Annotated in this window: 15 protein-coding genes and 1 other RNA gene; 7 read left to right on the top strand and 9 right to left on the bottom strand. The window is 64.1% G+C overall.

Going from position 1 to position 14,538, the window contains the following annotated elements:
- Nucleotides 1–9: 9 nt before the first annotated feature.
- The 3 genes from A8950_RS16475 to ssrA form a co-directional block, all read right to left on the bottom strand.
- Nucleotides 10–225, bottom strand: coding sequence for a hypothetical protein (locus A8950_RS16475; protein WP_133614778.1), 216 nt, complete (start codon nt 223–225; stop codon nt 10–12).
- Between the two features lie 521 nt (nt 226–746).
- Complete coding sequence (locus A8950_RS16470; RefSeq protein WP_133614777.1) at nt 747–1,292, bottom strand: SspB family protein; 546 nt, start codon at nt 1,290–1,292, stop codon at nt 747–749.
- A gap of 84 nt (nt 1,293–1,376) precedes the next feature.
- Nucleotides 1,377–1,743: a transfer-messenger RNA gene (ssrA, locus tag A8950_RS16465) on the bottom strand.
- Between the two features lie 129 nt (nt 1,744–1,872).
- On the opposite strand from ssrA, the gene thyX reads away from it, so the two are divergent.
- Both thyX and A8950_RS16455 read left to right on the top strand, forming a co-directional pair.
- Nucleotides 1,873–2,805: an FAD-dependent thymidylate synthase gene (thyX, locus tag A8950_RS16460; RefSeq protein WP_133614776.1), complete on the top strand. Its 933-nt coding sequence runs from the start codon at nt 1,873–1,875 to the stop codon at nt 2,803–2,805.
- Nucleotides 2,798–3,355 (top strand): L,D-transpeptidase family protein, encoded by a 558-nt coding sequence (locus tag A8950_RS16455; RefSeq protein WP_208109901.1) that lies wholly within the window; start codon nt 2,798–2,800, stop codon nt 3,353–3,355. Before thyX ends, A8950_RS16455 begins: the two co-directional genes overlap by 8 nt.
- Before the next feature lie 115 nt (nt 3,356–3,470).
- On the opposite strand, the gene A8950_RS16450 is transcribed toward A8950_RS16455, so the two are convergent.
- The gene (locus A8950_RS16450) at nt 3,471–4,667 is read right to left on the bottom strand and encodes an aminotransferase (protein WP_133614775.1); all 1,197 of its coding nucleotides are present in this window, start codon (nt 4,665–4,667) and stop codon (nt 3,471–3,473) included.
- Nucleotides 4,664–6,625 (bottom strand): acetoacetate--CoA ligase, encoded by a 1,962-nt coding sequence (locus A8950_RS16445; RefSeq protein ID WP_133614774.1) that lies wholly within the window; start codon nt 6,623–6,625, stop codon nt 4,664–4,666. Before A8950_RS16445 ends, A8950_RS16450 begins: the two co-directional genes overlap by 4 nt.
- 179 nt (nt 6,626–6,804) lie before the next feature.
- Here A8950_RS16445 and A8950_RS16440 point away from each other — a divergent pair, with 179 nt between their 5' ends.
- The gene (locus tag A8950_RS16440; RefSeq protein ID WP_133614773.1) at nt 6,805–7,806 is read left to right on the top strand and encodes a DMT family transporter; all 1,002 of its coding nucleotides are present in this window, start codon (nt 6,805–6,807) and stop codon (nt 7,804–7,806) included.
- Nucleotides 7,803–8,684, top strand: coding sequence for a DMT family transporter (locus tag A8950_RS16435; RefSeq protein ID WP_133614772.1), 882 nt, complete (start codon nt 7,803–7,805; stop codon nt 8,682–8,684). Before A8950_RS16440 ends, A8950_RS16435 begins: the two co-directional genes overlap by 4 nt.
- Here the strand turns inward: A8950_RS16435 and A8950_RS16430 are convergent.
- Nucleotides 8,681–9,058: a YkvA family protein gene (locus tag A8950_RS16430; RefSeq protein WP_208109900.1), complete on the bottom strand. Its 378-nt coding sequence runs from the start codon at nt 9,056–9,058 to the stop codon at nt 8,681–8,683. The genes A8950_RS16435 and A8950_RS16430 overlap by 4 nt on opposite strands.
- Nucleotides 9,059–9,191: 133 nt before the next feature.
- On the opposite strand from A8950_RS16430, the gene A8950_RS16425 reads away from it, so the two are divergent.
- Nucleotides 9,192–9,905, top strand: coding sequence for a tetratricopeptide repeat protein (locus A8950_RS16425; protein WP_166645237.1), 714 nt, complete (start codon nt 9,192–9,194; stop codon nt 9,903–9,905).
- Here the strand turns inward: A8950_RS16425 and A8950_RS16420 are convergent.
- Entirely contained in the window at nt 9,902–10,864 is a 963-nt protein-coding gene (locus A8950_RS16420; RefSeq protein ID WP_133614770.1) for a GlxA family transcriptional regulator, read from the bottom strand. The genes A8950_RS16425 and A8950_RS16420 overlap by 4 nt on opposite strands.
- 92 nt (nt 10,865–10,956) lie before the next feature.
- On the opposite strand from A8950_RS16420, the gene A8950_RS16415 reads away from it, so the two are divergent.
- Nucleotides 10,957–11,415, top strand: a complete 459-nt coding sequence (locus A8950_RS16415; protein ID WP_133614769.1) for a DUF488 domain-containing protein — start codon at nt 10,957–10,959, stop codon at nt 11,413–11,415.
- A gap of 10 nt (nt 11,416–11,425) precedes the next feature.
- On the top strand, nt 11,426–12,022 hold the full coding sequence (locus A8950_RS16410) for a LysE family translocator (protein WP_133614768.1): 597 nt from the start codon (nt 11,426–11,428) through the stop codon (nt 12,020–12,022).
- Between the two features lie 5 nt (nt 12,023–12,027).
- On the opposite strand, the gene A8950_RS16405 is transcribed toward A8950_RS16410, so the two are convergent.
- Together A8950_RS16405 and A8950_RS16400 are read right to left on the bottom strand one after the other, a co-directional pair.
- Nucleotides 12,028–13,989, bottom strand: coding sequence for a sensor histidine kinase (locus A8950_RS16405; protein WP_133614767.1), 1,962 nt, complete (start codon nt 13,987–13,989; stop codon nt 12,028–12,030).
- A 113-nt stretch (nt 13,990–14,102) separates the two neighbouring features.
- On the bottom strand, nt 14,103–14,522 hold the full coding sequence (locus tag A8950_RS16400) for an OsmC family protein (protein WP_133614766.1): 420 nt from the start codon (nt 14,520–14,522) through the stop codon (nt 14,103–14,105).
- Between the last annotated feature and the right edge of the window lie 16 nt (nt 14,523–14,538).

The following is a 14,538-nucleotide window of genomic DNA, read 5'->3' as shown; positions in this document are numbered from 1 at the left end:
AGACGTGGTCTAGATGCGGTCCCAGTCGAGGCCGATGTCGCGTCTGAGATGCGACGACAGCCGGGCGAGATTGTATGGCGGCGGCCGGTTGCGCCATTTGTCGGCGCCCGGCAGTTCGCCGGTTCCGGCGCGGCCCTCCACCGGGCTGGCGGTACGCGCCGCCGCGCCGGATGGGTCCAGCCAGCGACCCAGCATCAGGCTCCAGAGGTTGAGATTGATCGGCATGTCGGATTTCCTTCTTGTCGTCGATTTGCCTGGCGCGCGGCAAAGCTCATCCGATCCGTCGAACGCACCGATAGCGGGCGAACGGCCGGCGGCCAGGTCGGGGTTGGTGGTGATGAGGCGCGACTTTGCACGACGCTCCCCGCGAAGGGGTTGCCGATGGCGCGTGGCGTGAAGCCTAGCGGGTTCCGGATATGGCCGGCGGCGAGGCGGCGAAATTGTGCCTCAGCAACGAGACAGCAATCTGCTGCAGGAAACAGCCAGCGTTACGCGGTTGGAGTTGAGGTGAGTCCGGAAGACCAGGGGATCAGCGACGCGACAACGGCGCGTCGGCCGAAGTCGAATCTCAGGCTGCGTTGCAGCTCTTTCGGTAGCGTTGGGTCATTCGACGGTCCTCCTCCTCGTTCGAGAGGTGGGCGCAAAATAAGTGCGACATTTGATCGCGTCAAGTGCAGAAACGTATCGCGACAATTTCACGATTGCCGCAACGCCGCCCCGCATTGCGGCTGTGATTGCGGCTGTGCCTAGGGCTGCTTCTTGCGGAAGGCGTCGAGGGCGACGACGGTAGCGCCGCCGGATGCGACTGCCTCACCTTTGTCAGCGTCACCGCGCTGGTCGGCGAGGGCCGGCTTCTCGGCTGGTTTTTCCAGCGCAAGCGACGGCTCCGCCGGTTCTCCGTCATCCCCATCCAGGATCTCGTCGTCATTCTCCGCTTCGCCGGCATCAAACTGCAGGGCGAATTTGACCGATGGGTCGGCGAAACTGACGACAGCGGCAAAGGGAATATGCAGCGGCTCGTGCTTGCCGCCGAAGCTCAGCGTCACGCCGAAGCTTTCGTCGGCCACATGCAGATCCCAGAACTGGTGCTGCAGGACGATGGTCATTTCGCGTGGGTATTGTGCTTTCAGGTGACCCGGAATGCGTACGGTCGGATTGTCGGTGCGGAAGGTAATGTAGAAGTGATGGTCGCCCGGCAGCCCGCTCATGGCCGCCTCCGTCAGCGCGCGCCGTACAACCCCGCGCAACGCATCCTCGACCATCTGGTCATAGCGCAACCAATCCTTCGCCATCGTAACGCCCCGTTTCCCGCCTGGTCCGGCCCGATTCCGATTATTCTTGGCTCCGCCGGGTCTTTCGCCGGCACCGGAAACGGGTGGGGGGCTTTCTGTTGCCCGGCGCCCCCCGGTACCGCGTTCTCGTCAGCTACTTACAGCCCGTTAGGGATGTTAGGCAGCCATACGGAGATCGGATGCAACGTTGTCGTTGGCATCTCTAGGTTTGGCCCGATAACGGCGGGTACCATACCGAGCAAAAACCGCGTCTTTACCGCGCACGTCGATCCTGTTTCGCCCCCATGAAGCCCCGCACAGGCGCCCGTAAGCGACTGTACCAAAAGGGTTTATGGTGGAGGCGCCGGGTACCGCCCCCGGGTCCGTAACGCTTATTCCACACGGCGTTTATCGCCATAGTCGGTTGCCCGACACGCTTAATATAGGCCCCCCGGGCAGGATGTGAAAGGCCTGCCGCCGCATGGGTGCTTCGATCTTGTTGCGTCCCCCGGTTCCCGGTAAAACCGCCACCCGACCGGGCATGGCCCGCTTGCCCGAGTCGGCTGGCGGCATGTATTCCCGAACACAGGCAGGACCCGGCATGGCTCTTTCCCGCGAGCAATTGGCCCAGATCGAGGAACAGCGCGCGGAGCAGCGCCCGACCCGGCGCTCCGTCGCCCCGGCCCTGGAGGATATCCTCTACCAGCCGATCGAAGTGCTGGATCACGGCCTCATCCGAGTCATCGACTACATGGGCGATGACAATGCGGTCGTGCAGGCGGCGCGCGTCTCGTATGGCCGCGGCACCAAGAAGGTGACCGAAGACCAGGGCCTCATCCACTATCTCATGCGCCATCGTCACTCGACCCCGTTCGAGATGTGCGAGATCAAGTTCCACGTCAAGATGCCGATCTTCGTGGCGCGGCAATGGATCCGCCACCGCACCGCCAATGTGAATGAATATTCGGCCCGCTACTCGATCCTCGACCGGGAGTTCTACATTCCGGCGCCGGAGCACTTGGCGGCCCAGTCCGCTGTCAATCGCCAAGGACGCGGCGACGTGCTGGAGGGGGCCGAGGCCAAGCGCGTGCTCGACCTGCTGAAAGCGGATTCGACCCAGGTCTACGACCACTATGTCGACATGCTGAACGAGACCGAGAGCGGCGAGCCCGTCGACCCCACTCGCCCCGGCCTCGCTCGCGAACTGGCCCGCATGAATTTGAGTCTCAACTTCTATACCCAATGGTACTGGAAGATCGACCTCCACAATTTCATGCATTTCCTCTCGCTCCGTGCCGATGCGCATGCGCAGTACGAGATCCGCGTCTATGCCGAGGCGATGCTGGACGTGCTGAAGCGCTGGGTGCCGATGTGCTACGAGGCCTTCGTGCAGCACCGCCTGGGCGCGGCGACGCTGTCCAAGAACGCACTTGCGGTCGTCAAGCGACGCCTTGCCGGCGAAAAGGTGACCCAGGAATCGAGCGGCCTCGGCAAGCGCGAATGGATCGAATTGCAGGCGATGCTCGGTGACTGAGTTTGCCCTCGAACTCGCGCTTCCGGCGGCGCGGCCGCGACGGTTTCTGCATCGCGCCCTGACCTGGTCGCTCTGCGCGGCGCTGGCTGCGGGCGCCGTTTTCGCCCTGGCAGGGCCGGTGACGGCGCTGGCCCTCGGCCCGGTCGACAAGGTGGTGGTCGACAAATCGGCACGCTCGCTGACCCTGCTGCGCGATGGCGCGGCGGTTTTCACCGCAGACATTTCGCTGGGTAAGAGTCCCCAAGGTCAGAAGCAGCGCGAGGGCGACGAGCGCACGCCGGAAGGCAAGTACCGCCTGATCTGGGGCAATCCGGACTCGACCCACTACCGCGCGATCCTGATTTCCTACCCGTCGAAGAAGCAGGCGGCAGCCGCGGCCGCCAAGGGCGAGGATGCCGGCGGCGGCATCATGATCCACGGCCAGCGACAATGGTGGCGCTTCCTGACCCGCTCGCCACTCACCAATGGCTGCATCGGCCTCAGTAACTTTGCCATGGACGTAGTCTGGAACGCGGTCGAGCTCGGCGCGCCGATCGAAATCAGGCCCTAGGGGCTTCCCCGATAGTCATTCCCCGAGAAGGCGAGGAACCACCAGGTTCCTTTCTTCAACAGCAGACAATCTCGCGGATGGCCCGCCTGCGCGGCCCATGACAATAAAAGCCGGATTACCACTTTCCATCCGCAGCATCCGCCGCCAGCCGCGCCGCGATCTCCGGCATCATCGACGCGTCGACATTGGCGAAGGCGACGCGCAAGTAGTCTTCCTGGCCCGGGCCGAACATGGAGCCGGGCAATGCGAGGATATTCTGCCGGTCTGCAAGGCGTCGCGCTACCTCCGTCGCCTTGCGGCCGCGATGCGGATGCCTCAGATAGGCAAAATAGGCGCCGGCGCTCGCCACTTCGTAGCCGAGATCGTTGCGGGTGAAGGCCTGGCGCAGGCTCTCGAGTCGGTTGCGCATCAGAAGCGTATTGCCACCGCGCCAGGCGCCGAGGGTCGAGAGTCCGTGGATCGCGGCGATCTGGCCGATGCGAGGTGCGCAGATGGCGACGCAATCCATCGCCTTGCCGATTTCGTCCACCAGTTTCGGATCGGCAATGATGGCGCCGACCCGGTAGCCAGTCAGGCAGAAAACCTTCGAGAAGCTGTAGAGGTGGACCAGAGTGTCGGCCCACGCATCGTCCTTGAAGAGGGCGTGGGGCGGCTCGTCATGGGGCATGAAATCGCGATAGGTCTCGTCGAGGACGAGCGCGATCCCGTGTCGGCGGCAGAGATCGAGCGCTGCCGCCAGATATGCCGGCGAATAGACTGCGCCGGTCGGGTTGTTCGGCGAGATGAGGACGAGGGCGCGGGTCTTCGGATTGATTGCCGCCGCGATCTCGGCCAGATCCGGCTCGCCGCCGGAATCGGGCCGGAACGAGACATGGCGCGCGGTGACGCCGATCATCTCCAGCCACATCTGGTAATTGAAGTAATAGGGCAGCGGCAGGATGATCTCGTCCCCGGCCTTTGCCAGAGCGGCGGCGGTCAGGCAATAGGCCTGGTTGCAGCCCGCCGTGATCATGACGTTGTCGGCCGTGACGGAGCCCGGAGCCAGTCCATAGGCCCGCACGATGTCGGTCGCCAACGCAGCCCGAAGGTCCGCGAGCCCGACGATATCGGTATAGCGGTGGGTCGAAGGCTGCTGCAGCGCCGCGGCCATGTGTTGCGTCAGTTCCGCCGGCGGGGCATAGCCCGGTACCGCCTGGCAGACATCGATCAGCGGCCTGTCTGCAGGAAAGCTGCGCCCCTCTATCCAGCCCTGGGCCTCGGCGATGGGCGGGACCGCGACAGCGCGGAGCCACGGATTGGCGACAAGACTCACGATTGCAGCTCCGGAATATCGACGTAGAGCTTCAGGGCCTCGGGGTTGGCAAGTGCCTCCTGGTTCTTGACCGGCCGGCCATGCACCACATCGCGCACCGCAAGCTCGACGATCTTACCGGATTTGGTGCGTGGAATATCGGCAACGGAGACGATCCTGGCCGGCACATGGCGCGGAGTCGTGTTGGCACGGATCTGCCCGGCGATCCTCTTTTTCAGATCGTCGTCAAGCACGACGCCTTCGCGCAGGCGCACGAACAGGACTACGCGCACATCGCCCTGCCAATCCTGGCCGATGACGATGCTCTCGAGAATCTCCGGCAGTTGCTCGACCTGGCGGTAGATCTCGGCCGTGCCGATACGCACACCGCCGGGATTGAGCACGGCATCCGAGCGACCATAGACGATGATGCCGTCATGCTCGGTGAGTTCCACATAATCGCCATGATGCCAGATATTGGGATAGCGTTCGAAATAGGCAGCCTTGTAGCGCTTGCCGCCCTCGTCTTTCCAGAAGCCGATCGGCATCGAGGGGAAGGGGCGGGTGCAGACAAGTTCGCCCTTTTCGCCCTTGACCGGCTTGCCGTTGTCGTCCCAGACCTCGACCTTCATGCCAAGGCCGCGCATCTGGATCTCGCCACGCCAGACGGGGCCGGTCGGATTGCCCAGCATGAAGCAGGAGATGATGTCGGTGCCGCCGGAGAGGGAGGAGAGGCAGACGTCCTGCTTGATCTTCTCGTAAACGTAATCGAAGCTTTCCGGCGCCAGCGGCGAACCGGTGGAGCCGATGGCGCGCAGATGGGGCAGGTCGTGGGTCTTCATCGGGTTGACGCCGGCCTTGGCACAGGCGTCAATATACTTCGCCGACGTGCCGAAAAAGGTGCATTTCTCGGCCTGGGCGAAATCCCACAGGATGTTGCCGTCGGGCGCGAAGGGCGAACCGTCGAAAAGCAGCAGGGTGGCGCCGGAGCCGAGGCCCGAGATCAGCCAGTTCCACATCATCCAGCCGCAGGTGGTGAAATAGAAGATGCGGTCGCCCGGCTTCACATCGGCATGCAGGCGGTGCTCCTTGAGGTGCTGCAGCAATGTACCGCCCTGGCCGTGCACGATACATTTCGGGACGCCCGTGGTGCCGCTCGAAAACATGATGAAGAGCGGATGGTTGAAATCGACCCGGGTGAAGGCGAGCTCTGCGCCTGCATTGGCGGCGATCACGTCATTGATGTTGCGCGCCTTGGGCAGCCTCGCGACATCCGGATCGTCGCTGATATAGGGAATGACCAGCACTTCCTCGACACTCGGCAGTTTGGCGAGAAACTCGCCGGCACGTGCGAGGCTGTCGTGGCTCTTGCCGTTGTACCAGTAGCCGTCGGCGGTGATGAGGATTCTAGGCTCGATCTGGCCGAAGCGGTCGAGGACACCCTGGACGCCGAAATCAGGCGAGCAGGAGGACCAGACACAGCCCAGTGACGCGGCGGCCATGGCAGCGATGAAGCTCTCCGGCATGTTGGGGACGAACCCGGCGATGCGGTCGCCGGGCTGAAGGCCGATGCTGCGGAAATGGGCCGCCAACGCCGCCACCTTGTCATGCACCTCGCCATGGGATAGACGGCGCTTCACCTTGTCCTCGCCCCAGAAGACGATGGCATCCCGATCGTCGCCCGGCTTCGAGAAGCGCAACAGGTTCTCGGCAATGTTGATCTTCGCCTCGGGGAAAAAACGCGCGCCGGGCATCCTGTCGCCCTCGGCGAGGATGGCATGACCGGGCCCGTCGCCGATCACCTCGCAGAAACGCCATAGCGAGAGCCAGAATTTCTCGATCTCGTCGACCGACCATTGCCAGAGTTCGGCGCTGTCCTTCAGGCTGACTTGCCAGTCCCGGGCCACCTGGGTGCGAAACTTGGTCATGTTGGCAGCCGCGATCGCCTCCTCGCTGGGCTGCCACAGCAATCCGTCCATTTGATCCTTCCCCTCACCATGCCGCGCTGCAACAACGTCAAACTGCCCGGCCCTGCGGAAAATGCAAGGCTTGGCCGCGTTGTCGAGCCTTTTTATTGCGCCTGTTGGCTTTTACTGTGCCTTTCGGCCGCATCTTCTGGGCCTGCGCACATCCTGGCAAGACGATTCCCGACATCCGCATGACGAGTTCCGACCCCAGCCGCAGCCGCCTTCCGGAGCCCCTGCTGGCGGCCCTGCTGGCGCTGGCAGCCTGCGTCTTCTTTTCCTGCCTCAGCGCCACGGTCAAGCACCTGTCCGGCGAATTGCACGGCTTCGTCACCGCCTTCTGGCGCAACCTGTTCGGCTTCCTGTTCATGATCCCCTGGCTGTGGCAGCACGGCTTCGGCAGTTTGCGCACGGGGCGGTTTGGTACCTACCTGCTGCGCTCCTCGATCAGCGTCGTCTCGATGATGTGCGGTTTCACCGGCCTTGCCTATCTGCCGATCGCCAACGCCACCTCGCTTTCCTTTACCGCGCCGCTCTTTGCCACCATCCTCGCGGCGCTGATCCTCAAGGAGCGGGTCCGCTTCCGCCGCTGGTCGGCGACACTCATGGGCTTTGGCGGCGTTCTCGTCATTTTGCAACCCTGGGCGGAATCCGGATTCGGCAGTATCGGCACCGGCGAGACGCTGATTATCGCGAGTGCGTTTCTGACCGCGACCGTGACTATCATCGTGAAGACCCTGTCGCGCTCGGAGAGTTCGAACGCAATCGTGACCTACATGGTCCTGCTTGCGACACCCATCTCGCTGGTGCCAGCGCTCTTCGTCTGGTCCTGGCCAAGCCTTGCCGCCTGGCCATATGTGGTGGCGCTTGGCCTGTTCGGGACATTGGGACACCTGTGCTGGACGAGGGCCTTTGCCATGGCGGAAGCCTCGGCCATCGTGCCCTACGACTATTCGCGCCTCATCTTCACCGTGCTGCTCGGCATGTTCTGGTTCGGCGAGGTGCCGGATTCCTGGTTCTGGGTCGGCTCCGCAATCATCGTCGCGGCCGGCTTCTACATCGCCCAGCGCGAGGCGCGCCTGCGCCACCAGCGCGGAACCCGCGCCGCTGCCACCGCAGCGACAGCGGAAAGCGCCCAGGCCGGCGCCGCGCCTGTCCTGCCCAGGGGGGCCTATTCCAAAGACCAGGATTCATGATCGCCGCCTTCAACGCGCTGTCGCCCAATGCCCGCGGCTGCCTGTGGATGGCACTGTGCGGGCTCGGCTTTTCGGTCATGGCGACCTTCGTCAAGCTGGCCGGCCAGGCCGGAATCAATACTTTCGAGATCACCTTTTTCCGTTGCCTGTTCGGCTTCGTGGCGCTGCTGCCCTTCATCCTCTATGCCGGGCCAAGGGCGCTGCACACGCAGCACATGAAGGCCCATGTCTGGCGCTCGGTGCTGGGTATCGTCGCCATGGCCTGCGCCTATCTCGGCATTTCCAAGCTGGAACTGGCGACCTATACGGCGCTTTCATTTACCAAACCGCTGTTTGCCGTGGTGCTGGCGGTTATCATCCTCAAGGAGGACGTGCGCTGGCGGCGCTGGGCGGCGACCTTTGTTGGCTTTCTCGGTGTGCTGGTGATGATGCGGCCGGGCAGCCAGGCCTTCGACGCCTGGGCGCTATTGGCCTTGGGCGATGCGTTCTCGATCGCCATCCTGATCACGATCCTGAAGCGCCTGCCGGCGAGCGAGACGCCGCTGGTCATGCTGTTCTATTACGGCATCATCGCGACCGCACTGGTGGCGCCGCCCGCGATCTGGTTCTGGCAATGGCCGAGCCCGTTGGAATGGCTCTATCTCTGCATCATCGGCGCGACCGGCGCCTTGTCGCAATACTGGTGGATCCTCGCCTTCAAGGCCGGCGACGCCTCGGTGGTGGCGCCCTTCGACTACCTGCGCCTGCTGTTCGCCGGCATGATCGGGTTCGTTGCCTTTGCGGAACTGCCCGACAAATGGACCTTGATGGGCGCCACCCTCATCATCGGCAGCACGATCTACATCGCGCACCGCGAGGCAAGGCGGCGCCGGGACTAGCCGCGCAACTTCTCGATTGCCGCTGCCGCCTTCTCGCGATGCGCGGCGGTGATGTGCTGGGCAACCGTCTTCACGGCGCCGTAGAGCACCGTGGCGTCATCGGCAAAACCAAGCGCTGCGATGAAATCGGGAATAAGGTCGACCGGCATGACAAAATAGGCCAGCGCCCCCATCAGGACCGCCCGCACCTTGAACGGGGTCGCGGGATCGAGCGCGCAGTAATAGGCGGCAACCAGCTCATCCAGGAACGGCAGCCGGGCGGCGAGGCGACGCAGCTTGGGCCAGAAACCTGACATCACCCGCGCCCGGTCCCGCGCGAATTTGCCGTTTTCCGCCATCCCCTCGCCAGGCCGAGATTCGTCCGACACCGCCATCCATGCCTCCCGCCAGGCCGCCACTGCCCATGCCAACATGGACCAGGCTGCCATGGCAGCAGATGGGGTGGCCGGCGGTCATGGGCAAGGCCCTGCGTGGAGAACTGGCCCGGATCATGCTAGCTTCCCGGGCATGAAACGATTTTTCCCGACGCGGCAACCCCTTGTCAGGCTCGCAACCCTGTCGGTCCTGGCCATCCTGGCCCTGGGCGGGCCGGCCTCTGCCCAGGATCAGGAAGTTCTTGCCGACCCGACGGCGCAGCCGCCCGGACCGCCCAGGGAGCTTATCCTATCGGATGCCGCCATCGACCGGCGGGCCTGCAAGCGTGATGTCGTGGTCGATGATGTTCCGCTGAAATGGGATCCGCTGGAGAAGGGCGTCGACGCCGCGTGGGAGGCCTATACCGCCGGCGACTTCGCCAAATCGGTGCCGTTGTTCAAGAAGCTGGCCGATATCGGCCATCCGGTGGCGCAGCGGTTGATGGGCGTGGTCTACTATTTCGGCCAGGGTGTGCCGGTGGATTTCCGGATGTCGCTGTTCTATTTCGAGAGCGCGGCGAACCAGGGCTGCTTCTCGGCCTATGCGCCGACCGCACAACTCTATGACCGTGGCGAAGGCGCCCTGCCGGATCCCGGGAGGGCCTATGCCTGGTACAACATCGCGGTCGCGCATCTGCCCCAGAGCAAGGAGCGCACCGACATGATCGATCTGCGCGAAGCGGTCGCTGCCCAACTGACACCGGCCCAGCTCGAGGCAGCGCAGAAGCGCTCGCTTGCCTTCAAGCCGAAGCCGGTGGCGCCGCCGGATATCGGCGATCTGCCCGAGGATTTCTTCAAGCAGCCCTAATCGGACAGGCGCATTTCGCGGATGCCGCGCCCGAGGCGTCGGCGCAGAAGGTTGCGCAATGTTACTTCGTCGGCATAGCCAACGGCGGCGGCGATCTCGCCGAGGCTTCGGCTGCTGGTCCGCAGCAGGTGCAAGGCACGCTCGATCCGCAGATCCTGGACATAGGTGAGTGGCGTCTTGCCGAGCACGGCCTGCAGGCGGCGGGCGAGGGTGCGCTTGCTGGCGCCGATGGCATCGGCGGCGGCGTCCAGCGAGAATCCCTCCGCCAGATGACGCCGTGCCCAGCGCTCGAACTTCTCGACCAGCGGATCGCTGTGGGCCAGGTGGTCGCTGACCACATAGGCCGATTGTGCGGGTCGTGAATCGACGATGAGGTATCGCGCCACGAGACCGGCCAGTTCGGGGCTGGCCTGCCGCACCAGCCAGAGCGCGAGATCCATGTGACTCAAGGCAGCCCCGGCGGTGACCACATCGCCCGAGCGCACCAGCATGCGCCCCTCGTCCAGCCGCACATTGGGATAGCGTTCGCGAAAGAGCGGCGCCAGCCACCAGGTCGTGGTTGCCCGTTCACCGTCTAGGGCACCGGATTCCGCCAGCACGAAGGTTCCGATGCAGGCGGCAGCGACTGGGCGGTGCGCAGCCCGGGCTTCGCGCAGGACGGCGGTCGCCTCACCCACATCCGCACGCGCGAGAGCCGGGACGAGGGTCTGGGGCATCTTGTAGCCGATCGCCGGCATGACCATCCAATCGGCCGCCGCGGGCGCCGGTGGGCCGGCGATCGGGACCGAGAAGCCGAGCGCCGTCTTCACGCGCCGGCGCAATCCGACCACCCGTACCTCGAACGGCGCCACGCTGAGGGCGAGGTGCCCCACCAACTCGTTTGCCGTGGCAAAGACGTCGAGCAGCGCGGCGAGCCCGGTGTCGAACACCCCGTCGAGGGCGAGGATCTGCAATTTCATGGCAAGAATGATACCAAGAATGTCAAGCTTGCCAATGGCCAGCATTGCCGTCGCGGGCCATTTTGACAGACGGCAGACAAGCGGAGGGCGACATGGCGACGGCCAAGAAAACGGTCAACGTCACCACGATCGGGTTTACCAAGACCAGCGCGAGCCATTTTTTCGACCGGTTGAGGCTGGCCAAGGTGCGCCAAGTGGTGGATGTGCGCCTGCACAATACGTCGCAACTGGCCGGCTTTGCCAAGGCCGACGACCTCGCCTTCTTCCTGCGTGAGATCTGTGGCGCCGGCTACCGCCACGAGCCGCTGCTGGCGCCGAGCGAGGCGCTGATGACCATGTACAAGAAGGAGAAGGGCGAGTGGCAGGAGTTCAGCCGCCAGTTCCTGCAACTGATGGCGTCCCGGCAGGTCGAGCAGAAGCTGAAACCGGCCGTGTTCGACGACTCCTGCCTGCTGTGCTCCGAAGCCAGGCCGCATCACTGTCACCGACAACTCGTCTGCGACTACCTTAACGACCGCTGGGGCGGCGCACTCAAGGTGACGCATCTTTGAAGAGGAAACCATGAACGTCGACACCTTGCTGGCGCTTTGCGTCTTCGCCTTCGTTACCTCGATCTCTCCGGGCCCCAGCAACCTCATGCTGCTGGCCTCCGGCGCCAATTTCGGCTTCCGGCGGACGCTGCCCCAGGTGCTCGGCATCACGGTCGGATTCAAGCTCCTCTTGCTGGCGGTGGGGCTTGGCCTTGGCGCATTGCTTGCGGCAATGCCCGTATTGGAAGGGGGATTGAAGGTGGCGGGCGGTGCCTATCTACTCTATCTCGCCTGGCGTATCGCCACGTCGCGGGGCGCAATCGGCAGTACACAGGGTGGCACCCGGCCGATCAGTTTCTGGGAATCGGCGCTGTTTCAGTGGATCAATCCCAAGGCCTGGGTGGTGGCGACGACGGCGATGGCAGTCTACACCAATCCAGCCGCGCCGTTCCTGTCGGTGGCCCTGATATCGCTTGCCTTCGCCTTCGTGAACCTGCCCAGTGTTTCTTGCTGGGCCGGCTTCGGAATCACCCTGCGTGGCTTCCTCGCCGATCCCGGCCGCCTCAGATGGTTCAATGCGGTGATGGGGCTGCTGTTGGCAGCGACACTGCTGCCGCTGGTGGCCTGACGATCTCAGCGGCGCGGCATGAGTATTTCGACGCGCGTGCCCTGACCGCGCGCACTGTCGATCTGCAATGTGCCACCCATGGCCTCGACCAGCCGCTTCACCAGGGTGAGGCCGATGCCGGAACCGCCCACTTCCGCACGCATCGGATCGCCCAGGCGGGTGAACGGCTGCAGGGCACGCTCGATATCCTGCGGCGACATGCCGATACCGTTGTCGCTCATGCGGAATACGATCATGCCATTGCGGTCCTCGGTCGCACATTCGATGCGACCGCCCTTGCGCGTATATTTTGCGGCATTGCTGGCCAGGTTGAGAATCGCCTGGCGCAGCAGCCGGCGGTCGCCGAGGCAGGTGCCGGTTGCGCGTTCGCTGAACACCAGCAGGTGCTGGTGTTCGCGCGCCAGCGATTCCATGACGGCGCGGCAATCGGCGATCACCTCGGCTGGCGTGACCGGCTCGAAACGAACCTCCAGGTGGCCGGATTCGACGGCCGACAGATCGATCAGCCCGCCCAGCAGTTCCAGGAGGTGCAGACCGCTCTGGTGGATGCTGTCGATGTATTCCACATAGCGGGCGTTTTCCAGCTTGCCGAAGATCCCGTTTCGGATGAGGTCTGAAAAACCGATGATGGCATTGAGCGGCGTGCGCAGCTCGTGGCTCATCGTGGCAAGAAACTCGGACTTCGCCCGGTTGGCCGCTTCGGCCCGGTGCAGGGCCTGGATCAGCCGTTCCTCCGCCTGCTTGTTGGCCGTGATATCGATCACGTAGCCGCCGATGGCAACCACGCGCCCCTGGTTGTCGGTCACAGGAAACTTGATCTCGCGCTCGAACTGATAGCCGGTGCCAGTCGGCGCGGCGCGCTCCGAGCGAACCACGTCACCGCTCCTGACGCGGCCATCCTCTTCGTCCAGCGTGACGACGAACTCAGGCGGGAAAAATCGGTCGGCCGTGGCGCCCACATAGGTCCGGTCGCCGACATTGAACGCATTGCGCGCCTCGGCATTGAGGTCGATGTAGCGGCCGCCAAGGTCCTTCACATACATCGCAATGGGCGAATTCTCCATGAAGGCGCGGAGCAGGTCGCGGAAGCGGCTCGTTTCCGCCTCCATGCGCTGGCGCCGTTCGGCATAGAAGGCGACAACCAGGAACAGGCCGCCCAGCAGCAGGGCGATTGCCACAATCATGACGTGCTGCCGGATGAGTTGAGCCGTGCCGAGCCATTCCCGCGGCACGATTCCGGCCAGGGACCAGACGCCCTCCGGCAGGGTGACCGGCACGATGACCGGGTTGCTGTCGAAGACGCTCTCTTCGCCGAAGAAGATCTCGGGCCCGGAATTGGCTGCGCGGTTGCTGCGGATGGCGATTTGAGTCTGTCGCGCCAATTCGGCGATTCCGGCCGCCTCCAGCACGCCGTCCAGCCGCAGCGGGATGCTGACGGCACCCCAATAGCTAAGCTTGCCGCCCTTGTCCGACATGATCGGTGTGCGGGTGATGATCGCCCAACCGCCCTGGACCAGATTGACCGGCCCGGCGATTTCAGGCTTTCCGGTGGCCATGATGCGCTGCAAGGCCGGCCACTGGTCGACGCGATCGCGCAGATCGACGCCGATCGTCTGGCCGTTCTCGGCTTCCGGACAGTTGTAGGTGATCACCGTGCCGACGACCAGGGCGATGTTGCGGATTTTCGGCTCATCCTGCATCAGCAGGTCGCAAGCGGCGTTGAATTCGCTGCGGGAAAGACCAGGCTGGACGGCGAAGATGGCGGCAATGCCGCGCCCGAGATATTCGCTGGCTTCGATCTCGGTCGTGATGCGGCGGGCGAGAAATTCCAGTTGCGCCCGCATCTGCTCCCGCGCACCGGCGTTGACGTCACGTTGCAGCAGGATTTCGCCACCCAGCAGGGCAGTGCCGGAGATAGCCAGCGCAATAAGCAGGATCAGGCCCCGCCTGAGGGCGACGCCGCGCATCCCTGCGGGTGCCAATAATCCCCGTTCAGTCACGCTGGTCCCTTCCAGGGATTGCGATGAAGGATATTGGGGCAGGCCCCGGCGGCAGAGTCAATCTCTCCGCGCCGGACCCATCAATCGGCGGCGACTATCTCGAAGCTGTGGGTGATCGTGGCCGTCTTGGCCAGCATGATCGAGGCTGAACAGTATTTCTCGGCCGAAAGGTCGATCGCGCGCTGGACGGCCTCAGGCTTCAATTCCTTGCCGGTAACAATGAAATGCATGTTGATCCGGGTAAAGACCTTGGGGGGCGTCTCGGCGCGAGTCGATTCCAGCCGGCAGACGCAGCCGCGCACGTCATGGCGGCCCTTTTGCAGGATGGAGACGACGTCAACCGACGTGCAGCCGCCCGTGCCGATCAGCACCAGTTCCATGGGCGACGGGGCAATGGTCGGCTTGCCAGCGACAATCGGCGCGTCCATCAGCAGACCATGGCCGCTGCCGCTTTCGGCGGCATAGGTTCCACCATCAATCCAGGTGACGCTCGCTTTCATGGCAATTCCTCTCGAC

The organism is Dongia mobilis, assembly GCF_004363235.1.
In the GTDB taxonomy this organism is placed as follows: Bacteria; Pseudomonadota; Alphaproteobacteria; order Dongiales; family Dongiaceae; genus Dongia; species Dongia mobilis.
Note: the sequence above shows the minus strand (reverse complement) of the source record. Positions and strands in the feature narration are given on the sequence as shown.